This window comes from Microbacterium sp. SCN 69-37, from assembly GCF_001724435.1.
Taxonomy (GTDB): domain Bacteria; phylum Actinomycetota; class Actinomycetes; order Actinomycetales; family Microbacteriaceae; genus Microbacterium; species Microbacterium laevaniformans.
The window spans coordinates 145,270-167,895 of the sequence record NZ_MEEL01000016.1 but is presented as its reverse complement, the minus strand read 5'-3'; the positions used below and the strand labels follow the sequence as shown (position 1 = coordinate 167,895).

Sequence of the window (22,626 nt, the reverse complement as noted above, 5' to 3'; positions counted from 1 at the left end):
CTAGGGGCAGCCGGATGCCGCGGCATCCCCCCTGAGAGGGAGAGGGTCTCGACCTCATCGCGCCGGGGGTGCATGCTCTGGGTATGACGAGCATCTTCGTGAACATTCCGACGAACGACCTCGAGCGCAGCGTCGCCTTCTACCGGGCGCTCGGCTGCGCCATCAACCCCAACTTCACCGACGAGAACGCGGCGTGCGTCGTCTGGTCGCACGACATCTTCTTCATGGTGCTGCGCCGGGAGTTCTTCGCGACCTTCACGGACAAGCCCATCGGAGAGCCCAAGGAGTGGGCCCAGGTGTCGCTGTCGTTCACGCGGGACTCGCGCGCCGACGTCGACGCGATCGTCGAGGCGGGCGTGGCTGCCGGTGGCACCGAGCCGCACCCCGTTCAGGACTACGGCTTCATGTACAGCCGCGACCTGGACGATCCCGACGGTAACAGCCTCGGCTTCCTCTACATGGACCCCGTCGCGGCCGAGCAGGGACCCCCGGCGGAGACCGCGTGATGCGCGGGCGGATCGTCATCGACCTGTTCACGACGCTCGACGGCGTCGCCCAGGCGCCGGGCGGCCCCGACGAAGACACCAGCGGCGGGTTCCCGTTCGGCGGCTGGCAGGCGCCGTTCGAGGACGCCGTCATCGGCGAGGACGTCGGCAGCGGCATCCGCCGGATGGACGCGCTGCTGCTCGGCCGACGCACCTACGACATCTTCGCCGGGTACTGGCCGCATCACACCGACGGGCCGGAGGGGTTCATCGGTCGGCACTTCGATGCCATCCCGAAGTATGTGGCGACCCGGGCCGGTGTCGACCCGGAATGGGCGGGCACCAGCGTGCTGACCGGCTCGGACGCCGAGGTCGCGGCGGCCGTGGATGCGCTGCGCGACCGCCACGCCGAGGTGCACGTGATCGGCAGCGTCGACTTCTCGCAGACGCTGCTTCGCACCCGTCTGTACGACGAGCTGAAGCTGTGGGTGCACCCGGTGGTGCTCGGTCGGGGCAAGAAGGTGTTTCCGGACGGCGCGGCACCGGCACGGCTGCGGCTGATCGCACCCGCCGTATCGGGACCGACCGGCACGCTTCTGCTGCGCTACGCCCCCGACGGCGACGTCGTCACGGGCGACATGACCTGAGTTCGCCCGGTCACCAGATCATCGGGCGGTCGTCGTCGTCCGGGCCGTCGAGGTCCAGGTCGACGACGACGGGGACGTGATCGCTCGGGATCTCGCCCTTGCGCTCGTCTCGGTGGATGGATGCCGCGGTCACCGCGTCGGCGAACGCGTGCGAGCCGAGGATGAAGTCGATGCGCAGGCCCTCGTTGCGGGGGAAGCGCAGCTGCTTGTAGTCCCAGTAGGTGTACCCCGTGGGAACGAGGGGGCGGACGGTGTCGGCCAAGCCGGCATCCAGGAGCGCCTGGAAGGCGGCGCGCTCGGGCGGGGAGACGTGGGTGGTCACGCCTTCGATGACGGTGGGGTCGCCGTTGTCGGCATCCGTGGGGGCGATGTTGAAGTCGCCGGTGAGCGCGAGCGCCCGGTCGGGATCGGCCGCGAGCGTGTCGGCGGTGTAGCCGCGGAGCGCTTCGAGCCAGTCGAGCTTGTAGCGGTAGTGCGGATCGTCGAGGCCGCGCCCGTTGGGCACGTACAGGCTCCACACCTCGACGCCGCCGATGGTCGCGCCGAGCGCGCGGGCCTCGAGCGGAGCGCCGGGGCCATCGTGACCCTTCGCGAAGCCGGGCATGCCCGGGAATCCGACCTGCAGGTTCTCGATCGGCTCACGGCTGGCGATCGCGACCCCGTTCCACTGGTTGAGCCCGTGCGCCTCGACGGTGTAGCCCGCGTCTTCGAAAGCCTCGTACGGGAACTGCTCGGGCTTGCACTTGATCTCCTGCATCGCCAGCACGTCGATGCCCTCGCGGACGGCGAAGTCGACGGTGCGGACGACGCGGGCGCGGATCGAGTTGACGTTCCAGGTGGCGATGCGCATGGCATCCAGCGTATTGGCCCCCGCGCTGGGGTCGGCGCCCCGCCGTCCCGCCGTCGCGTATTCAGTCTCCGCGGCCCGCGGCATCCCGCTGCGGCCCGTCTTGGCACGCTGCGTCACCACGCCGCATCGCAACCAGACTGAATACGGAACGCGCACGCGGGCGGCGGGTCACAGTGCCCGCAGGATGTCCTCCACCCGCTGCTTGGCGTCGCCGAAGAGCATCTGCGTGTTGTCGCGGAAGAACAGCGGGTTCTGCACGCCCGCGTAGCCGGAGGCCATCGACCGCTTGAACACCACGACGTTGCGCGCTTCCCACACGTGCAGCACGGGCATGCCCGCGATGGGCGAGCCGGGGTCCTCTGCCGCGGCGGGATTGACCGTGTCGTTCGCCCCGATGACGAGCACGACGTCGGTGTCGGCGAAGTCGTCGTTGATCTCGTCGAGCTCCAGCACGATGTCGTAGGGCACCTTGGCCTCGGCCAGCAGCACGTTCATGTGGCCCGGCAGGCGCCCGGCGACGGGATGGATGCCGAAGCGCACCTCGACGCCCCGTTCGCGCAGCCGCTTCGTGAGGTCGGCGACCGGGTACTGCGCCTGGGCGACGGCCATGCCGTAGCCGGGGGTGATGATGACCGACCGTGCGTCGCGGAGGAGCTCGGCGACGGCTGCGGCATCCGTCTCGTGATGCTCGCCTTCCTCGGCCTCGGCGCTGCGGGGAGCCTCGATGCCGAATCCGCCGGCGATGACCGAGAGGAACGACCGGTTCATCGCCTTGCACATGATGTACGACAGGTACGCACCCGACGAACCGACGAGGGCGCCGGTGACGATGAGCAGGTCGTTGTTCAGGAGGAACCCGGCGGCGGCCGCAGCCCAGCCGGAGTAGCTGTTGAGCATCGAGACGACGACCGGCATGTCGCCGCCGCCGATCGAGGCCACCAGGTGCCAGCCGAGGGCGAGGGCGAGCGCGGTCACGGCGACGAGCAGCCAGATCGACGGGGTCGCGACGTACCAGACGGTCAGCACGAGGAAGAGTGCCAGGGCGCCGATGTTGAGGGTGTTCTTGCCGGGCAGCATCAGCGGCTTCGACGACATCCGCCCGGACAGCTTCAGGAAGGCGACGATCGATCCCGTGAAGGTGACGGCGCCGATGAAGACCCCGATGAACACCTCGGCGTGGTGGATGCCGATGAGCTCGGGCGCGATGCCTTCGGCGTAGAGGTGGCCGTTCCAGCCGACGAGCACGGCCGCCAGTCCCACGAAGGAGTGCAGCAGCGCGATGAGCTCGGGCATGCCGGTCATCTCGACCACGCGCGCCCGCCAGAGGCCGATGGCGCCGCCGACCACGACCGCGGCCACGAGAAGCGTGATCCCGAGTGCGGCCGTCGCCCCCTCGGGCAGGAGGGTGCCGTTCGCGATGACGAGCACGAGAGTGGCGAGGAGGGCGATCGTCATACCGGCGATGCCGTAGACGACGCCGCGGCGCGCGGTCTCCTGTGTGCTGAGGCCGGCGAGGGCGAGGATGAACAGCAGCGCCGCGACGATGTAGGCGGCGGTGGAGACGGACTGGGCGAGCATGACGGCGCCGAGGTCTCCGATGTAGGCGTCGGTCACTTCTGGTCACCCTTCTGGAACATGGCGAGCATGCGACGGGTCACCGCGAAGCCTCCGAAGATGTTGATGGATGCCAGGAGCACCGCAATCGCGGCGAGCACCTGCACGACGGGGTTCGGCACGACGATCTGGCTCATGGCGCCGACGACGATGATGCCGCTGATCGCGTTGGTGACGCTCATCAGCGGCGTGTGCAGGGCGTGGGCGACCCTGCCGATGACGGAGAACCCGATCACGACCGAGAGGGTCAGCACGAGGATGTGCTGCGGCAGGGGCGCGGGCGCGACCGCGCACACGAGGAACAGGGCGGCGACGCCGGCGACGATCAGGCCGGTCTTCGCGCCCGCCGAGAGCCCTTTCCTGGCGGCGGGGGCCGGCGCGGATGCCGCGGCATCCGTCCCGGGCTTCGCCGGCGCGGCCGAGACCTGCACCGGGGGCGGCGGCCAGGTGACGGTGCCGTCACGCGTGACGGTGACGGCGCGCTGCACGACGTCGGTGTCGTCGATCGCGAGCTGCCCGTCTTTGCCCGGGGTGAGGAGGGTGAGGAGGTTCACCAGGTTGGTGCCGTAGAGCTGCGAGGCCTGCTGGGGGAGGCGGCCGGCGAGGTCGGTGTAGCCGAGGATGATGACGCCGTTCGCGGTCACGACGCGCTCGCCGGCGACGGAGCCCTCGACGTTGCCCCCCTGGCCCGCGGCCATGTCGACGATGACGCTTCCCGGCTTCATTGCGGCGACGTCGGCGGCGGTGAGCAGGCGCGGGGCGGCGCGGCCCGGGATGAGCGCCGTCGTGATCACGATGTCGACGTCGGCGGCCTGGTCGCTGTAGAGCTTGGCGGCCGCGGCGTCGTAGGCGGCACTGGTGGCCTTGGCGTAGCCGTCGGCCGAGACCTCCTTCTGCTCGTCGGGCACGACGACTTCGAGGTAGGTGCCGCCGATCGAGGCGACCTGGTCGGCGACCTCGGGGCGGGGATCGGTGGCGCGGACGATCGCGCCGAGGCTCGAGGCGGCGCCGATCGCGGCGAGACCGGCGACGCCGGCCCCGGCGACCAGCACCTTCGCGGGCGGCACCTTGCCGGCGGCGGTGACCTGTCCGGTGAAGAAGCGGCCGAACTCGTTCGCGGCCTCGACGACCGCGCGGTAGCCGGCGATGTTGGCCATCGAGCTGAGCACGTCCATCGACTGCGCCCGGGAGATGCGCGGCACGGCGTCCATCGCGAGGGCGGTCACGCCGCGGGCGGCGAGGGCGGCGAGCAGGTCGGGGCTGAGCGCCGGGCTCAGGATGCCGACGAGCGTCGCCCCCGGCTGCAGGAGCGCGATCTCGGCATCCGTGGGGGCCGCGACCGACAGGACGACATCGGCGCCCCAGGCGTCGTCGCGGGTGGCGACGGTGGCGCCGGTGGCGGTGTAAGCGGCATCCGGGAACGACGATGCGGCGCCCGCGCCGGCCTCGACGACGACGTCGTACCCGAGCGCACGGATCTTGCCGACGGTGGTGGGGGACGCGGCGACGCGGGTCTCGCCGTCCCGCTCGCGGACGATGCCGATACGGGCCATGGTGCTCCTTCGATCGGGTCCGACGGGGCCTCCGGGCGCGCCCGGGCACCCCGCCGGGTGACGTTCCCGAGTCTAGGGGGCGGGACGGATGCCGCGGCGGGTGATGACGCGGAAATAATCCCGGTTCTTCGCTTCCGTAGACTCTTCAGCATGACCGCCGCCTCCACGCCCGAGCTCGAGTCCGAGCGTCGCGCCCTCGTCGACCTCATCGCCGCCGAAGCCGTCTTCCACGGCGACTTCACCCTGTCCAGCGGGAAGAAGGCGACGTACTACGTCGACATGCGCAAGCTCACGCTCGACCACCGCGCGGCTCCCGCGATCGGTCGCCTCGTGCTCGATGCAGTGCGCGACCTGAACGTGGATGCCGTGGGCGGCCTCACCCTGGGTGCGGACCCGATCGCGAACGCCGTCATGCACGCGTCGGTCGCCGCCGGCACGCCCGTGGATGCGTTCGTCGTGCGCAAGGAGCCGAAGGACCACGGCCGCGGTCGCCAGATCGAGGGCGCCGAGGTGACCGGCAAGCGTGTCGTCATCGTGGAGGACACCTCCACGACGGGCGGCTCGCCCCTGAAGGCGGCCGAGGTCGTCGCGGCTGCCGGTGCCGAGATCGTGGCGGTCGTCACGGTCGTCGACCGCAAGACCGGCGCGCAGGCGGCGGTGGAGGCCGCCGGCTATGAGTGGCGCTCGATCATCGACCTCGACGACCTGGGACTGCAGGCGCAGTAGGGCCCCGCTGCTGCCCCCGGCCGTGAACCGGATGCGGAGATGAGCAGCAGATTCGGATGCCGCCGGCCGACAGATCCGAATCCGTTCTCGGCATCCGATTCTGGGAGCGCCGGCGGCGACCCGACCGGCGCGCTCAGCGGAAGACGGGCAGCTGCGACGCCAGCGCGAGCACGAGGCCCGCGAGGGTGAGCAGCAGGATGCCGCGGCCGTTCGGCAGGGGGGTCCCCTGCGGCGCATCGCGGCGGCCCCGCACGAAGAGCACCAGCGCGACGATCAGCAGCACCATCGCGGTCACGACGAAGACGATGGCGATCACTGGTCGCTCCCGTCGCGCCGGCGACCGCGGAGGAACTGCACGACGAACACCACGAGCGTCCCGACCAGCACGACGCCGGTCGAGGCGAACAGCAGCGTCTGCTCGGTCGCGTTCACGTTGTCTCCTCCGCCCGCGCGGAGGCGGGCAGTCTCAGCCTAGCCCGGCGCGCGGCACGAGCCCGTCGGCACCGAAGACAGCGGCGGAGAAGCGTGCCGCGATCTCGGCGTAGAGCTCCGTGTCGGGGTGCAGGCTGTCGGGCAGCGTGTAGCGCTCCGCGTCGTCGGCGCCGTACAGGCTCAGCCCGTCGAGGTACGCGATCCGCTCACCGGATGCCGCGCGCACCCGCACCACCTCGGCCAGCTGTCGCCGCGACTCGGTCATGGTCAGCGCACCGCGGGCGACGTCGGCGGCGTCTCCGGCGGCGTAGCAGCGGACGTGACCGTCGTCGAAGAACTCCACGTCCGAGGGCCCCGGTGTGTCCTCGCTTCCGGGCCAGAGGATCGACGACACCAGCACGATCGGGGTATCGGGATGCCCGGCGCGCACGCGGTCGAGGAAGCCGTGCATTGCGGGCGTGAACGTGCGCTGATCGAGCGACCGCGCCCCCACGATGTTGATGCCCACCTTGAGCGTGATGACGTCGGCGGGCGTGACGGCGATCGTGTCGGCGACGAACGGGTCGAGCATGCACTGTCCGCCGAAGCCGAGGTTGACGAGCGACAGGTCGCTTGTGCGCGCCGCGATGACGGGCCAGACCCCGGTCGGCGAAGGTGTCTCGACGCAGTGACTGATCGAGCTGCCGTGGTGGATCCAGACGGGTGCATGCGACGGTTCTGCCGCGATCACGGGGGCGTCGGCGCGAAGATCGAGCAGGTCGACGATCATCCCTTGCGGCAGCCACACGGTGACGGCACGCGCACCCGGCCCGCCCGCGCCGCCCAGCGCGACCTCCAGTGTGGCCGGCTCGGTCAGCGGCTCATCGGTCGCGGCATCCCCGACCCACGAGAGCCGACGGACGTCGGTGACGGGCGCGCGCTCGATGTGCACCGGCTCGCCGTCGACCTCGACGACCACGTCGTTCACCGGCCCGGCGAGCTCGGCGAAGAACAGCTGCGTGCACCGCATCGTCAGGCTCAGCGTGGTCGCGGCCGTCGTGAAGCGCACGCGCACACCGCTCGCGTTGGCCGTGATCGCGCGCAGGATCTCCCCGTTCGGCGGGAAGTGCGCCCACGTGCTCCGCGGCAGGCGCAGGGGGCGGATGCCGCGACTGTCGTCGAGGTCGAGGTGGCCCTCCAGCAGCACCTCGGCGTCTCCGAGGCGCACGACCTCGCCGATGCCGGTGCGGGACGGGATGAGGGGGGTGGTCACGATGCGGTCCTCTCGGAGTGGGCCGTGATGAACGAGACGGTGCGGGTGATCAGTTCGTCACGCTGGGGCAGTTCGGCCCACCCGTGATCGGCCCCCTCGACGACGACGACCTCGGCGCGCTCGCCGAACACGTGCGCGTCGGCGTAGCGCTCGGCGTAGCGCACCGGGACGAAGTCGGCCGTGCCGTGCAGCAGCAGGGCCGGACCGTCGTAGGCCGCGGCTCGCGCATACGGATCGAACGTGAGAGCGTCGGCGCGCATCGCCGGGCCCAGTCGCATCCCGAGGAAGTCGAAGAACCCGTCCGGCCCGTCGAGCGCGGCGAGCGAGCGCCCCTGGATCTGTCCCGAGCGGATGTCGTCGACGAACACGGCGGCCGTTGACCACATCGTCAGCGAGCGGATGCCGCCGGCTCCCGCCTCCGCCGCGACGACCGCGGCGATCACGGAGCCGAGGCTCATGCCGACGAGATGGAGGTTGTCGGCATCCACCTCGTCGGCCTGCCGGATCGTCGACAGCACGGCGGCCGTGTCGGCGACGTCACCCGACGCCGTCGTGTCGAAGAACTCCCCGTCGCTCTCGCCGTGCCCGGCCCGGTCGAAGGCGACCACCCCGAACCCGGCGGCGACCAGCGTGCGGGCGAGCGTCACGAAGACCCCCGTCGTCTCCACTCGAGATCCGCCGAAGCCGTGCAGCAGCACGACGGTCGGATGCGGCGCCGGGCCGGCGCCCGCCGCGGCATCCGGCAGGTAGTGCGTGCCGCGCAGCGTGAGCGCACGGACGGTGGTCTCGAAGGGAACGAGTCGCATGGGAGTTCTTTCGTCAGGGCAGCCGGATCAGCGGGCGAGTGTCGCGGCGGGCGCGTCCGTGTCGGATGCCGGCAGCATGTCCGCCTCGACGTCGAACGCGTTCGTCACGCCACGGCGGAAGCCGATCCAGCCGATGAGGAAGCCGGCGGCGGCGACCACCGAGACGGCCACGTAGACGGCGCTGGGGTTCAGGAGCAGCAGGGCCGGGGTGACGACGTTGAACGCGGCGGTGGCGAACCGCGCGACGGCGTAGACGGTGCCCTGCGCCGTGGAGCGCAGCATGGTGGGGAAGGACTCCTGCGTCCACACCTTCATGATCGTCTCGAAACAGAACGCGCCGGCGAAGGTCGTCACGACCACCGAGACGATGAGGGCGGGCAGCGTGAAGCCGAACACCACCGGCACCAGGTTCGCGACGACCACCGCGATCGCGCCGGCGACGTAGTAGCTCATGCGGAACGTCGTGTCGGCGACGGCCATGAACCAGACGGCGCCGAGGATCGCGGCGGGCATCGCCAGCAGGGTCCAGGTCTGGTACTCGTTCACCGGGATGCCGGCGACGTTCACCGCCACGAAGGTGCCGAAGCTTCCGGCCACGCTGATCGCGATCGAGGCGAGCGTGTAGTAGACGAGCAGGGTCACGAAGGGGCGGCGGTACTGCGGGCGACCGAAGTCGCGGAGGCGGCCGCGCTCGGCACGGACGGTCTGCACGCCGCTGCGGCGCTCGTCGCGGGCCGCGAGCCAGTCGGCCGACTCGGGGATCGTCAGCCGCAGCGCGAGGACGACGAGGCCGACGCCGCCGAAGGCCGCGAACATGATGCGCCCACCGGCCTCGCCGAGGGATCCGAAGAAGATGCCGATGAGCACCGCGAGGAGGATGCCGAAGCCGCCGAGCAGGTTGGAGAAGACGAGGATCTTGCCCCGGTTGCGGTCGGTGGCCGCCTCGGAGATCGAGGCGAGGGCGGCGGGCAGGTCGGCGCCGACGCCGAGGCCGATGAGTGCGATGCCGGGCAGGAGCGGCCCGAAGGAGACGCCGAAGAACGGCGTCAGCGATCCGAGCACGATGAGGGTCATCGTGACGAGGAAGACGCGGCGACGGCCGAAGCGGTCGGCCAGGCGCCCGCCCACGAGCGAGCCGATCGCGACGCCCGCGGTCAGCACGCCCGTGAGCAGGCCGACCTGATCGGGCGTGAGTCCGGGAGTCCCGGGGGCGAACGACTGGAAGAGAACGAGGGCGACGGCGATGCCGGTGGTCGCGGCGGCGTCGACGAACGTCGCCATTCCGCAGACGAAGCCCACCCACCAGGGGTTGGGGGCGGTGCGAGCGAGGGGTGCGCTCATGGTCATACTCCTTTGTACGTGCGGGTGACGAAGGTGGACGACAGTGCGGTGTTCCCGAAGGCTCCGCCGCCGTCGCGTCTCAAGCTATACCGATATAGCAACCGGGGCAAGCACGAGTTTCGCCCCATCGGCCGGATAAATCCGACTCCGGATGCCGCCCGTCAGAACCGCGGCGCGGCGATCGAGGCGCCGGCGCTGACCGGCATCTCGACGAGCTCGTGGCGCACGCCCTCGTCGGGGGAGAGCAGCAGATCGGCGGCGCGACGGCCGATCTCCGCCTGCGGAAGGCGCAGGGAGACCAACTGCGGATCGGTCGCCTCGGCGAGCACGCCGCCGTCGAAGGAGACGAGCGACACGTCGTCGGGCACCCGCAGCCCCGCTCGGCGGAGGGCCTGGAACACGCCGACCCCGACGGCATCGTTGACGCAGATGACGGCGCGCGGGCGCACGCCGGACGCGAGCAGGCGCTCCGCGGCATCCCGCCCGTCGTGCACCGTCCAGTCGTCGTCCACGGCGACCTCGCCGGCGAGCTGCGTGCCCGCGGCGGCGAGCTGTGCGCGGATGCCCTCCAGGCGACGAGGGAGCGCGACCGGACCCCACTCGTGCCAGGCGCTGCCCCCGGTGCGGCCGGGCGCGAGCGTTCCGACGAACCAGATGTCGCGATCGTGACCGGCCTCCCGCAGCAGGCGTGCCGCGGTCGCGCCCGCGGCCCGCTCGTCGGGGACGATCGAACTGATCGCCGCGTCGTCGGCCTCGCAGTTCATGAGCACCAGCGCGGTGTGCCGAGCGGACGCCGGGGGCGTCACGCGCCGCGTGAACATCGACGCGTACAGGATGCCGTCGATGTCGCGCGCGACGAGGTCGTCGAGGAAGCGGCGCTCCATCTCGGCATCCCCCTGCGTGTCGACGGTGAACAGCAGCAGCCCCGCCTCGCGCAGGCGCTCCAGCGCGCCGCGCACCATCGAGTTGGCGAAGGAGGTCGAGCTGACGAAGTCCGAGACCAGCGCGACCGTGCCGGAGCGGCCCGTGCGCAGGGTCTTCGCGGTGACGTTCGCGCGATAGCCGAGCTCGTCGGCCGCCCGGCGAACGCGGGCCATCGTCTCGACGGACAGACGCTGGTCGAGGCGACCGTTCAACGCGAACGAGGCCGCCGAGCGCGACACGCCCGCCCTCTCTGCGACCTCGGTGAGGGTGACCCGCCGACCGGAGCTGCGCTCCGTCACAGCCCCTCGGGCATCTCGGACTCCGCCGGCTCGTCGGCGAGCAGGTCGGCGACCGAGTCGAGGATCTCGTCGGGGCGGAACGGGTAGCGCTCGATCTCGGCGTCGTCGGAGATGCCGGTGCGGACGAGAATCGTGTGCAGTCCGGCTTCGATGCCGGCGACGACGTCGGTATCCATGCGGTCACCGATCATGCCGGTGTTCTCCGAGTGGGCCCCGATGCGGTTCATCGCGGAGCGGAACATCATCGGGTTCGGCTTGCCGACCACGTACGGGGCCTTGCCCGTCGCATGCGTGATGAGCGCGGCGAACGAGCCGGTCGCCGGCACGATACCGGTGGGGGTCGGCCCGGTCGCATCGGGGTTCGTGATGATGAAGCGCGCCCCGTTGTTGATGAAGCGGATCGCCTGGGTGATGCGGTCGAACGAGTAGTTGCGCGTCTCGCCGATGACGACGTAGTCGGGCTGGGTCTCGGTCATCACGTAGCCGGCCTCGTGCAGCGCCGTCGTCAGCCCCGCCTCGCCGATGACGAACGCCGTGCCGCCCGGGTGCTGCGAGCGCAGGAACTCGGCTGTCGCCAGTGCGGAGGTCCAGATGCGGTCCTCGGGCACCTCGAGGCCCGAGATGCGGAGGCGCGCACTGAGATCGCGCGGCGTGTAGAACGGGTTGTTCGTCAGCACGAGGAACGGCGTGCCCGCGTCGCGCCACTGCGCGAGCAGTTCGGCGGCGCCGGGGATGGGCTTGTTCTCGTGGACGAGGACGCCGTCCATGTCGGTGAGCCAGCATTCGATATCGGCGCGTGTCCGCATGGGGCCAGCCTAGCGGGGCGATCGGGCCGTAGTCTCGACGCGTGGCACGCGACGACTGGGACCCGACGACGCTCCCCGACCTCTTCGGCAGACGCTACCTCGTCACCGGGTCGACGGCTGGGCTCGGCTTCTTCGCGTCGTTGCAGCTCGCCGAGGCGGGCGCCCACGTGATCATGACGGGGCGCAACCCGAACAAGCTGGCCACCGCACGCGTCGCCGTGCGCCGTCAGGTGCCGGATGCCGAGATCACGACCCTCCTGCTCGACACGAGCAACCTCGGCTCGGTGCGCGCGGCCGCCGCCACGGTCCGCGGGCGCGCCGGCTTGCACGGGCTGCTGCTGAACGCCGGAGTCGTGCACCCGCCGCGCCACCGCGAGACCACCGCCGACGGCCACGAGGTCGTCTTCGCGACGAACGCCCTCGGCCACTACGCGCTCGCCGGCGAGCTGCTGCTGCCGCTCGCGGCGGGACGCGGTCGCATGGTGTGGGTGGGATCGATGTCGACCGCGATGGGCAACTACGACCCCGTCGACCCGGAGCTGGCGACGAACTACTCGCCGTGGCGGGCCTACGTGCAGTCGAAGGTCGCGACGACCGCTCTCGGCTTCGAGGCCGATCGGCGCCTGCGGGCCGCGAACGTGCCGATCGCCAGCCTCGTCGCCCATCCCGGGTACGCGATCAGCGGACGCACCCGCGGCATCCTGGGCATCAACGAGCCCACGCGGATGACGCGCTTCGTCGACAACCTGCAGGCTCCGATCACGCAGTCCAAGGAGCGCGGGGCGTGGCCGCTCGTCCGGGCGCTCGTCGATCCGGAGGCGATCGGTGGCCAGTTCTGGGGGCCGTCGCGACTGGTGGCCGGTGCGCCCACGCTCGGACAGGCGAGTACGCTGGCCCGGCGCGAGGACATCGCCGCGAGGCTCTGGGACTACTGCGAGCACGCCACCGGCATCACCTGGCCCTACCTCAAGGCCAGCCGTCCGCGGCGCCTCTGGCGGCGCTGACGCTGTCGGCCAGCCCCTCCGCGCCACGGTCGCGATGCCCCCATCGCCGCCGACCGTGTCCCACTTGTAGCGGGGCGTGTCCCAGATTGTGCGGTGTGGAGGCCCCGGAGGGGACCGCTTTTGGGACATCCCCGTGGCGGGGGGCAGCCACGCCGCGGCGGGCGAGGGGCACAACCCGGGTCAGGCGGTCAGCCAGACCGCACCGGCCGCGCCGGCGGGCAGCGTCACGGTCGCGCCGTCGTCGACGCGGACCACGTCCGTTCCGGCGACCACGAGGCGGTGCCCCACATCGATGCCGGCGCCCTCCAGCGCCCGCAGAAGCTCGGGATCGCGGTCGCTGACCCGCAGCACCTCGCCCGCGTGTCCGACCTCGGCGGCCGACAGCAGCACGAACGGCAGGCGGTGGACGTTGCCCTCGGCATCCGGGATCGCGTCGCCGTGCGGGTCGAAGCGGGGGTGGCCCAGCCGCTCCGCGATACCGGCGAGCAGGCGGTCGCTGATCGTATGCTCGAGCACCTCGGCCTCGTCATGCACCTCGTCCCACGCGTAGCCGAACTCCTGCACGAGCCAGGTCTCGATGAGACGGTGGCGGCGGATGATGGATGCCGCACGCAGCCGACCCCGCTCCGTCAGTGCCACCGGTCCGTACGGGCGGTGGTCGACGAGGCCCTGTGCGACGAGCTTCTGCACCATCTCGGTGACCGTCGACGGGGCGAGCTTCAGCTCGGCCGCCAGCTGCGACGACGTCATGAGCACGGGCTGCCACTCGGTGTGGTGGTAGATCGTCTTCAGGTAGTCGTCGATCGCGACGGAGTTCGCAGCCACGCTCCCAGGCTACCGGCCGTGACTATCAGCCCGTCAGCACGAGCCACAGCAGCAGTGCGTTCAGAGCGATGAGGAACACCGACGCGACGACACCCGCAATGGTCGTCCACCAGCGGTTGCGGTGCGCCCCCAGCACGTCGCGGCGGGCGGTGAGCGCGACGAGCGGCACGAGCGCGAACGGGATGCCGAAGCTCAGCACCACCTGGCTGAGGATCAGCGCCCAGGTCGGATCGGCCCCGAGCGCGAGGATCACGATGGCCGGCACGAGCGTGACGAGGCGCCGCGCGATCAGCGGAACCCGCACACGCAGCAGGCCGTGCATGATCTCCGCGCCGGCGTAGGCGCCCACCGTGGTGCTCGCCAGGCCGCTCGCGAGCAGGCCGACCGCGAACATCGTCGCGACGGCGCCACCGAGGCCCGCCGACAGCGCGGTGTACGCGCCCTCGAGGCTGTCGGTCCCGTCGACGCCGGCGAGGTTGGCGGCGGCGAGCAGCAGGATCGCGAGGTTCACCGTGCCCGCGACGACCAGGGCGATCGTGACGTCCCACCGGGTCGCGCGCAGCAGGCGTGGTGTCGCGACGGCGCGGTCGGCGGCGCGCGCGCCGACCGCGGAGAAGCGGTCGCGGGCGAGGGCGCTGTGGGCATAGATCGCGTGCGGCATGATCGTCGCACCCAGGATGGATGCCGCGAGCAGCACCGACTCCGACCCCTCGAATCGGGGAATCATGCCGCCGGCGACACTCGCGGCATCCGGCGGGGCGATGAAGACGCCGTAGGTGAAGCCGATCGAGATCACGACGAGCAGGCCGATCACGACGAACTCGAAGCTGCGCGCGCCGCGGCGTTGCTGGATGAGCAGCAGTGTGATCGAGACGGCTCCCGTGATGAGGCCGCCGACGGGCAGGGGGACGCCGAAGAGAAGCCAGAGGGCGACCGCGCCGCCGATCACCTCGGCGACATCGGTGGCGACAGCGACGAGCTCGGCTTGCAGCCAGTAGGCGCGGCGCGCCCAGGGATGACGAAGGCGCTCGCCGAGGGTCTCGGCGAGGCTCTGTCCCGTCACGATGCCGAGCTTGGCGGACAGGTACTGGATGAGCCACGCCATCGCGTTGCCGAGCACGACGACCCACACCAACAGGTAGCCGAACCGCGCCCCGGCGGTCATGTTGCTCGCGACGTTGCCGGGATCGAGGTAGGCGACACCGGCGACCAGCGCCGGACCGAGCAGCCATGCCGCGCGCCGGGTCCGGGAGGGCACGGTCGCCGCCCCGACAGGCGCCTCGATGATCACCCCGGTATTTTTCGGCACACCGAAAAATTACCAGAGATTTCGGGTGACCGAAATGTCGAGCACGTGGACCGAGCTCCTCCACATCGACGCCTCGTCCTGACGCGCGGCCGAGGCGGCCCCACGCGGACGTGTTCCGTATTCAGTCCCGCGTGGTCCGGCAGCGCGACGAGGTCGCAGAACGAACGGACCGATCGCCCGCGGCGCATCCGTGCGGACTGAATACGGAAGGCGAGTCGGCGAGGTCGTCGGTAGCCTGGAGCGATGACCGAGCCCGTGCTGCCGCCGGATGCGGCCGCCCCGGACAGTGCCGAGCTCGAGCCTCAGTTGCCCGTCGGGGTCGGGCCGTGGCCGGGGGGACCCGACGCGTGGCCCGACGATCCCCGCTACGACCGCGACCTACTCGCCGACGGTGATCGCCGCAACGTCGTCGACCGCTACCGCTACTGGACGATGGCCGCGATCGTGGCCGACCTCGATGAGCACCGGCATCCGTTTCACGTCGCCATCGAGAACTGGCAGCACGACATGAACATCGGCTCGATCGTCCGCAGCGCCAACGCGTTCGGCGCCGCGGAGGTGCACATCATCGGCAAGCGGCGGTGGAACCGTCGCGGCGCGATGGTGACCGACCGCTACCAGCACGTGCGGCACCACGAAGACGTCGCCGCGTTCACCGCCTGGGCCGCGGATGCCGAGATCCCCGTGATCGCCGTCGACAACGTCGACGGGTCGGTGCCGGTCGACCGCGCCGAGCTCCCTCAGCGGTGCGTCCTGCTGTTCGGCCAGGAGGGACCGGGGCTGTCCGCCGAGGCGGTCGCCGCGGCATCCGCCGTCGTCGAGATCACCCAGTACGGCTCGACCCGCTCGATCAACGCGAGCGCGGCGGCCGCGGTCGTGATGTACGAGTGGTGTCGCCGCTGGGCGTGACGCCCCGGCCGCTCACGCCCGGGCGGTGACCCACTCCGGCCGCCGCACGCGCCAGGCGAGCGTCGCGAGCCGCGCCAGCATGTAGACGCCGAAGAAGCAGACGGCGAGCCACATCAGGCCGATGGCCCCGGTCGGATGCACGAGCCACAGCACCGCGAGCGCGGGCAGGTATGGGACGAGGTTGAGGCCGCCGACGGCGGCGAGGTAGCGGACGTCGCCGGCTCCCATCAGCACGCCGTCGAGCACGAAGACCACGCCGCACACCGGCTGCGCGACCGCCAGCACGAGGAGAGCGGGCTGCACGAGAGCGGCGACCTCGGGCGACCCGGTGAACACGAGACCGATCACGCCGGAGAGCGCCGCGATCGCAGCGCCCACGATCACCCCGAACCACACCCCCCACGCGACGGTGCGGCCGAGCACACGACGGACGAACGACTCATCGCCGGCTCCGAGGCCCCGACCGATGAGCGCTTGGGCGGCGATCGCCAACGCATCGAGCGCGAAGGCGGCGGTCGAGAAGATCGTGAACGCGACCTGCCACCCGGCCAGCTCATCGGTGCCCAGCGCGGTCGCGGCGAACACGGTCGCGAGAAACGCCGCGCGCAACGACACGGTGCGCAGGAACAGCCAGCCCCCCGACGCGGCCGATCCGCGCAGACCGTCGCGCTGCGGACGCAGGGATGCCGAGTGGCGCTGCGCCAGCCGGCCGATCACGACCGCGTAGGCGCCGACCATGCCCCACTGTGCCGCGACGGTTCCGGCCGCCGAGCCGGCGATGCCCCACCCGAACCCGTAGATGAACAGTGCGTTCAGCGCCGCGTTGAGGGCGAAGCCGATTCCCGCGATCCACAGCGGCGTGACGGTGTCCTGCATGCCGCGCAGCAGGCCCGTCGCCGCGAACACGATGAGCATGGCGGGAAGGCCCCACATCGACAGCTGCAGGTAGATGAGCGCCTGGTGGGAGACATCGGGCGCCGCGCCGAACAGCGACACGAGCGCGGGTGTCGCCAGCGATCCGACGATCGCGAGCACGACGCCCAGACCGAGAGCCAGCCAGAGTCCGTCGACGCCGGCTCGCACCGCGTCGGCATGATCACCGGCGCCGAAGCGACGCGCCACCGCGGGTGTGGTCGAGTAGGCGAGGAAGACCATGAGTCCGACGATCGTCTGGAGCACGGCCGACGCGATCCCGAGGCCCGCGAGCGGCACCACTCCCAGATGGCCGACGAGAGCCGCGTCGACGATGAGGAACAAGGGCTCTGCGACCAGCGCACCCAGGGCCGGCACCGCCAGCCGGAGGATCTCACGGTTGAGGGTGGGCGCGGCCATGCGTCGAGCCTACGGGCGGGCGCCGACGCGGCGCGTCGGTCGGGGTGGGGCGTTTCGACTCGTCGCGATGCTCCTCGCTCAACGACCGGGGGGAGGGATGCCGCGCAACGATCGGGGGTGGGCGAACGGCGGGTGAACACGGATCGCGCGGACAGGACCGGCGCGTATCCTGTACGGCATGACCGCCCCCACCCTTCGCTCGGGTATCGAGCTGTCCGCGTTGAGCCCCGGCATCCGTCCTCAGGACGACCTGTTCCGTCACGTGAACGGCGCCTGGCTGGAACGTGCGGAGATCCCCGACGACAAGGCGCGTTGGGGCTCGTTCCACCTGATCGCCGAGCAGGCCGAGAAGGACGTGCGGGCCATCATCGAGGAGTCGACGACGGCGGAGCCGGGCACGGAGGCGCGCAAGATCGGCGACCTGTTCGCGAGCTTCATGGACACCGAGCGCATCGAGCGGCTCGGGGCCGAGCCCCTCGCGGCCCAGTTGGCCCGCGTGGACGCCATCGACTCCATCCCGGCGCTGCTGCGCACGGTCGGCGAGATGGAGCGGGAGGGCGTCGGCAGTATGATCGGCGTCTACATCGAGCCCGACCCGGGAGACCCCGAGCGCTACGTCGCGTTCTTCGTGCAGTCCGGTCTGTCGCTGCCGGATGAGAGCTACTACCGCCTCGACAACTTCGACAAGACCCGCATCGCCTTCCGTGAGTACGTGCAGACGGTCCTCGGTCTCGCAGGCGTGGGTGCGCAGGGCGAGGATGCCGGGCAGCAGGCCGACCGGGTGCTCGTGCTGGAGACCGAGCTGGCCACGCACCACTGGGACAACGTGCGCACGCGCGACGCCGTCGCCACCTACAACCTCATGACGTGGGACGACGTGCAGCAGCTGGTCGGCGTCGATCTTGCCCCCTGGCTGGATGCCGTCGCCCCCGGCCGCTCCGACGGCTTCGCCGAGATCAACGTGAACGAGCCCAGCTACTTCGAAGGGCTCGGCTCGCTGCTCGTCGAGGACCGCCTCGAGGACTGGAAGGCGTGGCTGCGGCTGCACATCGTGCGCGCCTCGGCGGCGTTCCTGTCGTCGGACTTCGTCGACGCGAACTTCGCGTTCTACGGCACCGAGCTCACGGGCGTTCCTGTCAACCGCGAGCGCTGGAAGCGCGGCGTCAGCTTCGTCGAGGCGGCGATGGGCGAGGCCGTGGGCAAGGTCTACGTCGAGCGCCACTTCCCGCCCGCAGCCAAAGAGGCGATGGACGAGCTCGTCGCGAACCTCATCGAGGCCTATCGGCGTTCCATCGAGACCCTCGAGTGGATGACCCCGGAGACCCGCGGCCGTGCCCTCGAGAAGCTCGACGCGTTCACGCCCAAGGTCGGCTACCCCGTGACGTGGAAGGACTACGCGGCGCTGGAAGTCGACGCCGCCGATCTGATCGGCAACGTCCGACGCACGAACGCGTGGGAACACGAACGGCAGATCGCGAAGCTCGGCGCCCCCATCGACCGCGACGAGTGGTACATGACCCCGCAGACGGTCAACGCCTACTACAACCCGCTGATGAACGAGATCGTGTTCCCGGCCGCGATCCTGCAGTACCCGTTCTTCGAGCTGGACCGGGATGCCGCGGCCAACTACGGCGGCATCGGCGCCGTGATCGGCCACGAGATCGGCCACGGCTTCGACGACCAGGGATCGGCCTTCGACGGCACCGGGGCCCTCCGCGACTGGTGGACGGATGACGACCGTGCCGCCTTCGAGCAGCGCACCGGCGCCCTCATCGCCCAGTACGACGCACTCGTGCCGCAGGGCCTCGCCGCCGAGCACCACGTCAACGGCGCTCTCACGATCGGCGAGAACATCGGAGACCTCGGCGGGCTCGGCATCGCGATCAAGGCCTACCGCCTCTCGCTCGGCGCCGACACGACCGACGAGGATGCCGATGGTCCTGTGATCGACGGCTACACCGGCATTCAGCGGCTGCTGCTCAGCTGGGCGCAGATCTGGCAGCAGAAGGGTCGCGAGGCCGAGACGATCCGCCTGCTGACGATCGACCCGCACTCGCCCAACGAGTTCCGCTGCAACCAGATCGTTCGCAACGTCGACGAGTTCTACCGTGCGTTCGACGTCACCGAGACCGACGCGCTGTGGCTCGACGCCGACCAGCGCGTCACCATCTGGTGACCACGGCGTCGCCGGGCCGGCGATCGTCGGCCCGGCGCCAGGGTCACGACGCCGGCGCCGGCGAGAACATCGAGGACGGAGCATCTCGCGTGGACAGTGCAGGTCGGGCATCGTCGACACGTCGAGGTGAGGTGCGCGCGCAGCTGCGCGGCGAAGCGCGCGGAGAGCGGGCGTCGACCCGGCGTTCGCCGCGACGCTCGCCCGGCCGTTCGCGTTCGTTCGCCACCGCGCTCGCCGCACTGGACGCCGTCGCCGCGGCAGGGGCGCAGGTGTCGGTGTGCGTCACGGATCTGGACTCGGGCGAGACGGTGCTCGCGGGTGACGCCCACCTCGTGCTGCCCGTCGCCGGCATCGGCGTCGTTCCGCTGCTGATCGAGGTCGCGGCGCAGATCGACGCGGGCACCCTCGATCCCCTGCAGATCATCGAACGCAGCTCGGTGGCGCCGGTCACCGTCGGGGGCCTCTGGCATCGGTTGGCGGCTCCCGCGCTTCCGGTGCGCGATCTGGCGGTGCTCGCCGCGGCGGCATCCGACGCCGCCGCCGCCAATGCGCTGCTGGAGCGCGTGGGGCTGGAGACCGTCCGCGCGCGGGTCGAGGAGATCGGTCTCGTGAAGACCGCGCTCATCGACGGTTTCCGAGACGAGCGCGGGCCCGACGACGCACCGCACGTCGGTCTCGCGTCGACGGGGGAGCTGGTCACGCTGTTCGCGGGGCTCGTCAACGCTCAGGTCGTCTCCCCGGCGGTGAGCGCGCAGGTGTCGGAGTGGCTCAGCCTCAACCAGGATCTGGCGCTCGTCGCGGCGAGCACCGCGCTGGACCCCTTCGCGCACGATGACGACCGCCACGGTCTGCTCTTCGTCAACAAGACCGGTCGCGGCGACGGCATCCGCGCCGAGGCCGGAGTGATCGCGGGCCCGCGCGCCGGTGCCGCCTACGCCCTCATCGTGTGCTTCGACGACCTGTCTGTGGCGCACCGGCTGCGCGCGCACGAGGCCTTCCGCGCCCTCGGGCTGGACCTCATGGAGTACGTGTACTGACGCCCGCTCGGCAGACGTCAGAAGACGATCGTGTGGTTGCCGTGACGGATGACGCGATCCTGCGCGTGCCACAGCACCGCGCGGGAGAGAACTTGACGCTCGACGTCGGCGCCGCGCCGGGCGAGCTCGGCGGATGACTCGGCATGGGTGACCCGCACGGTGTCCTGCTCGATGATGGGACCCTCGTCGAGGTCGCCCGTCACGTAGTGCGAGGTCGCGCCGATGAGCTTCACGCCGCGCTCCTTGGCCTTCTTGTAGGGCTCGGCGCCGATGAAGGCGGGCAGGAACGAGTGGTGGATGTTGATCACGGGCACGCCGAGGCGTTCGAGGAACTCGGGCGAGAGGATCTGCATGTAGCGCGCCAGCACGACGAAGTCGACGTTGCCGACGAGCAGCTTCAGGATCTCTTCCTCCGACGCCGATTTGTCGGGACCCGCGACCGAGGGCACATGGAAGAACGGCACGCCGAAGCTGCGGACGTCTTCGGCCGTCGTGGTGTGGTTCGAGATGACCATCGGGATGGTGACCGGCAGGTCGCCGCGCCGGTGGCGCCACAGCAGGTCGAGGAGGCAATGGTCCTGCTTCGACGCGAGGATCGCCATGCGCTTGGGCACCGACTGGTCGGTCAGCGACCACTCCAGCTCGAAGTCGGCGAGGGTGCGGGCGATGTCGATCTCGATCGCGGGGCGTTCGAGCGCGAAGTCGGGGCGGTGGAACACCACGCGCTGGAAGTACGCCCCGCCGCGGTGGTCGTCGGAGAACTGGTCGAACGCCACGATGTTGCCGCCGATGCGGGTGATCATCGCCGACACGGCGGCGACGATGCCGGGCTTGTCGCTGCCGTGCACGATGAGGCAGGCATGGTCGGCGGGAAGGTGGGGATCGTGCACGGGAGCCATGGATCGATTCTGCCGGATGGGCGCGCTTGTCCCGACCGGGTTCACAGGGATGCCCGTGCCGTCGCCGCTGGCGGCAGTCACGCGCGGCGGGCGCCCTCGCCGAGCGTCTCGAGCTTCGCCCAGGCGATGTCGGGGTGGATGCGGCCGCCGAGGCCGCAGTCCGTCGAGGCGATGACGCGGTCGGCGCCGACGATGTCGGTGAACCGGCGGATGCGCTGCGCGACCAGCTCGGGGTGCTCCACGACGTTCGTCGCGTGGCTGACGACGCCGGGCACCAGGACCAGGTCGTCGGGCACGGCGGCATCCGCCCAGGCGCCGAACTCGTGCTCGTGGCGCACGTTGCCGGCCTCGAACGAGATCGAGCCGACGTTCGCCTGCAGCACGACGGGGAGGATGTCCTTCAGTTCGATGTCGGTGGTGTGGGGGCCGTGCCACGACCCCCAGCACAGGTGCAGACGCACCTGCTCCTTGGGAAGCCCCGCGATGGCGTGGTTGATCGCGTCGATGCGGATCTTCGTGAACGCCTGATAGTCGGCGATCGAGGGCTCCGGGGAGATCTGGTCGAAGTTCTCGGCGAGCGAGGGGTCGTCGAGCTGCAGGATGAGACCCGCCTCGACGATCGCGCGGTACTCCTCGCGCAGCGCGTCGGCCCATGCGAAGATGTGCTCCTCGTCAGTGGCGTAGTAGTCGTTGCGCACGCGTGCCGCGGATCCGGGTGCGATCGCGGTGAGGAAGCCCTGTTCGCCCGGTCGCAGCGCCGCGGTGAGGTGGCGGATGTCGGAGGCCACGGCATCCTGACCCCGGTACGCGAGCGGTCCGGTGGTCGTGGGGAAGGCGGTCGCGGTGCGTCCGGCCTCCACGGCCTCGGCGTACACGACGGGGAACCGCTGGCGGTCGCGGCGATCGAGGAAGCTCGTCAGGCGGATCGCGCCGGGCTCCGAGCGCACCGGCGGCTCGTTGAAGGCGTTGATCTCGGTGAGCGACAGGCCGCTCACCCGCTGGAACGAGTACGACCACCAGGCACCGTAGTCGACGGCGTTCGACATGGCCTTGCCGAACTCGCCGTCGCCGACCAGGGTGACGCCAGCGGCCCGCTGGCGCTCGACGACGTCGGCGACGGCCTGGGCCGTGAGCGTCTCGAACTCGGGTGTCGACAGCAGCGTGAAGCCGTCGTCGGCCAGGCTGCGGGCGGCGTTCGCCTCGATGAGGGCGGCGGTGCGCGGCAGGCTGCCGGAGGTGGTGGTGGCGACGGACATGGTTCTCCTCCTGAGGACGATGGCCCGCGACGCGGGCGAGTGTCAGAAGGCTCTTGCAGCGGCGACGGTCACCGACTGCTCAAGGCGGAGGCTTCCGGTTTTCGAGCCGTCGTCAGGATACGGCGCGCCGGGCATGCGTGACGG

At 70.9% G+C, this 22,626-nt stretch carries 21 protein-coding genes; 7 read left to right on the top strand and 14 right to left on the bottom strand.

The features are described from left to right. Positions 1 to 83 precede the first annotated feature (83 nt). Positions 84 to 506, top strand: coding sequence for a VOC family protein (locus ABS64_RS02145; protein ID WP_036286587.1), 423 nt, complete (start codon positions 84 to 86; stop codon positions 504 to 506). Then, positions 506 to 1,132 carry a dihydrofolate reductase family protein gene (locus ABS64_RS02140; RefSeq protein ID WP_036286586.1) on the top strand — a complete coding sequence of 209 codons (627 nt, stop codon included), beginning with the start codon at positions 506 to 508 and terminating at the stop codon, positions 1,130 to 1,132. The genes ABS64_RS02145 and ABS64_RS02140 overlap by 1 nt, the downstream gene beginning before the upstream one ends. Positions 1,133 to 1,142: 10 nt before the next feature. Here the strand turns inward: ABS64_RS02140 and ABS64_RS02135 are convergent, their stop codons facing one another. The 3 genes from ABS64_RS02135 to ABS64_RS02125 all read right to left on the bottom strand — a co-directional run bounded on the left by ABS64_RS02135 (position 1,143) and on the right by ABS64_RS02125 (position 5,149). Further along, positions 1,143 to 1,982 carry an exodeoxyribonuclease III gene (locus tag ABS64_RS02135; RefSeq protein WP_036286585.1) on the bottom strand — a complete coding sequence of 280 codons (840 nt, stop codon included), beginning with the start codon at positions 1,980 to 1,982 and terminating at the stop codon, positions 1,143 to 1,145. Between the two features lie 168 nt (positions 1,983 to 2,150). After that, on the bottom strand, positions 2,151 to 3,560 hold the full coding sequence (pntB, locus tag ABS64_RS02130) for a Re/Si-specific NAD(P)(+) transhydrogenase subunit beta (RefSeq protein ID WP_292680502.1): 1,410 nt from the start codon (positions 3,558 to 3,560) through the stop codon (positions 2,151 to 2,153). Positions 3,561 to 3,592: 32 nt separating this feature from the next. Beyond that, the gene (locus tag ABS64_RS02125; RefSeq protein ID WP_292680447.1) at positions 3,593 to 5,149 is read right to left on the bottom strand and encodes a Re/Si-specific NAD(P)(+) transhydrogenase subunit alpha; all 1,557 of its coding nucleotides are present in this window, start codon (positions 5,147 to 5,149) and stop codon (positions 3,593 to 3,595) included. Positions 5,150 to 5,299: 150 nt separating this feature from the next. Here ABS64_RS02125 and pyrE point away from each other — a divergent pair, with 150 nt between their 5' ends. Then, positions 5,300 to 5,875: an orotate phosphoribosyltransferase gene (pyrE, locus tag ABS64_RS02120; RefSeq protein WP_292680446.1), complete on the top strand. Its 576-nt coding sequence runs from the start codon at positions 5,300 to 5,302 to the stop codon at positions 5,873 to 5,875. A 133-nt stretch (positions 5,876 to 6,008) separates the two neighbouring features. Here the strand turns inward: pyrE and ABS64_RS02115 are convergent, their stop codons facing one another. From ABS64_RS02115 to ABS64_RS02090, 6 genes are all read right to left on the bottom strand, one after another. After that, a complete protein-coding gene (locus ABS64_RS02115; RefSeq protein ID WP_016464066.1) occupies positions 6,009 to 6,191 on the bottom strand; it encodes a hypothetical protein in 183 nt (60 codons plus the stop codon). Positions 6,192 to 6,341: 150 nt separating this feature from the next. Next, the gene (locus ABS64_RS02110; protein ID WP_292680445.1) at positions 6,342 to 7,559 is read right to left on the bottom strand and encodes a GDSL-type esterase/lipase family protein; all 1,218 of its coding nucleotides are present in this window, start codon (positions 7,557 to 7,559) and stop codon (positions 6,342 to 6,344) included. Then, on the bottom strand, positions 7,556 to 8,365 hold the full coding sequence (locus tag ABS64_RS02105; RefSeq protein WP_292680444.1) for an alpha/beta hydrolase: 810 nt from the start codon (positions 8,363 to 8,365) through the stop codon (positions 7,556 to 7,558). Before ABS64_RS02105 ends, ABS64_RS02110 begins: the two co-directional genes overlap by 4 nt. Positions 8,366 to 8,392: 27 nt before the next feature. Beyond that, positions 8,393 to 9,706, bottom strand: a complete 1,314-nt coding sequence (locus tag ABS64_RS02100; RefSeq protein ID WP_292680442.1) for an MFS transporter — start codon at positions 9,704 to 9,706, stop codon at positions 8,393 to 8,395. 161 nt (positions 9,707 to 9,867) lie between these two features. Further along, a complete protein-coding gene (locus tag ABS64_RS02095; RefSeq protein ID WP_005051873.1) occupies positions 9,868 to 10,929 on the bottom strand; it encodes a LacI family DNA-binding transcriptional regulator in 1,062 nt (353 codons plus the stop codon). Then, positions 10,926 to 11,735: an HAD-IIA family hydrolase gene (locus ABS64_RS02090; protein ID WP_292680439.1), complete on the bottom strand. Its 810-nt coding sequence runs from the start codon at positions 11,733 to 11,735 to the stop codon at positions 10,926 to 10,928. Before ABS64_RS02090 ends, ABS64_RS02095 begins: the two co-directional genes overlap by 4 nt. Before the next feature lie 41 nt (positions 11,736 to 11,776). Here ABS64_RS02090 and ABS64_RS02085 point away from each other — a divergent pair, with 41 nt between their 5' ends. After that, entirely contained in the window at positions 11,777 to 12,739 is a 963-nt protein-coding gene (locus ABS64_RS02085) for an SDR family NAD(P)-dependent oxidoreductase (RefSeq protein ID WP_292680437.1), read from the top strand. A gap of 180 nt (positions 12,740 to 12,919) precedes the next feature. Here ABS64_RS02085 and ABS64_RS02080 read toward each other — a convergent pair whose 3' ends face one another. Both ABS64_RS02080 and ABS64_RS02075 read right to left on the bottom strand, forming a co-directional pair. After that, positions 12,920 to 13,564 carry a metal-dependent transcriptional regulator gene (locus ABS64_RS02080; protein ID WP_292680435.1) on the bottom strand — a complete coding sequence of 215 codons (645 nt, stop codon included), beginning with the start codon at positions 13,562 to 13,564 and terminating at the stop codon, positions 12,920 to 12,922. Between the two features lie 25 nt (positions 13,565 to 13,589). Further along, positions 13,590 to 14,855, bottom strand: coding sequence for an Nramp family divalent metal transporter (locus tag ABS64_RS02075; RefSeq protein ID WP_292680433.1), 1,266 nt, complete (start codon positions 14,853 to 14,855; stop codon positions 13,590 to 13,592). 261 nt (positions 14,856 to 15,116) lie between these two features. Here ABS64_RS02075 and ABS64_RS02070 point away from each other — a divergent pair, with 261 nt between their 5' ends. Next, positions 15,117 to 15,782: a TrmH family RNA methyltransferase gene (locus ABS64_RS02070; RefSeq protein ID WP_292680432.1), complete on the top strand. Its 666-nt coding sequence runs from the start codon at positions 15,117 to 15,119 to the stop codon at positions 15,780 to 15,782. A 12-nt stretch (positions 15,783 to 15,794) separates the two neighbouring features. On the opposite strand, the gene ABS64_RS02065 is transcribed toward ABS64_RS02070, so the two are convergent. Next, positions 15,795 to 17,114 carry an MATE family efflux transporter gene (locus ABS64_RS02065; protein WP_292680431.1) on the bottom strand — a complete coding sequence of 440 codons (1,320 nt, stop codon included), beginning with the start codon at positions 17,112 to 17,114 and terminating at the stop codon, positions 15,795 to 15,797. 178 nt (positions 17,115 to 17,292) lie between these two features. Here ABS64_RS02065 and ABS64_RS02060 point away from each other — a divergent pair, with 178 nt between their 5' ends. Both ABS64_RS02060 and ABS64_RS02055 read left to right on the top strand, forming a co-directional pair. Further along, entirely contained in the window at positions 17,293 to 19,290 is a 1,998-nt protein-coding gene (locus ABS64_RS02060; protein ID WP_292680429.1) for a M13-type metalloendopeptidase, read from the top strand. A gap of 89 nt (positions 19,291 to 19,379) precedes the next feature. Beyond that, complete coding sequence (locus ABS64_RS02055; protein WP_082230710.1) at positions 19,380 to 20,327, top strand: serine hydrolase; 948 nt, start codon at positions 19,380 to 19,382, stop codon at positions 20,325 to 20,327. A gap of 17 nt (positions 20,328 to 20,344) precedes the next feature. On the opposite strand, the gene purU is transcribed toward ABS64_RS02055, so the two are convergent. Together purU and ABS64_RS02045 are read right to left on the bottom strand one after the other, a co-directional pair. Beyond that, positions 20,345 to 21,226 (bottom strand): formyltetrahydrofolate deformylase, encoded by an 882-nt coding sequence (gene purU / locus ABS64_RS02050; protein ID WP_036285719.1) that lies wholly within the window; start codon positions 21,224 to 21,226, stop codon positions 20,345 to 20,347. A 77-nt stretch (positions 21,227 to 21,303) separates the two neighbouring features. Further along, positions 21,304 to 22,482: a cobalamin-independent methionine synthase II family protein gene (locus tag ABS64_RS02045; protein ID WP_036285717.1), complete on the bottom strand. Its 1,179-nt coding sequence runs from the start codon at positions 22,480 to 22,482 to the stop codon at positions 21,304 to 21,306. Positions 22,483 to 22,626: the final 144 nt, after the last annotated feature.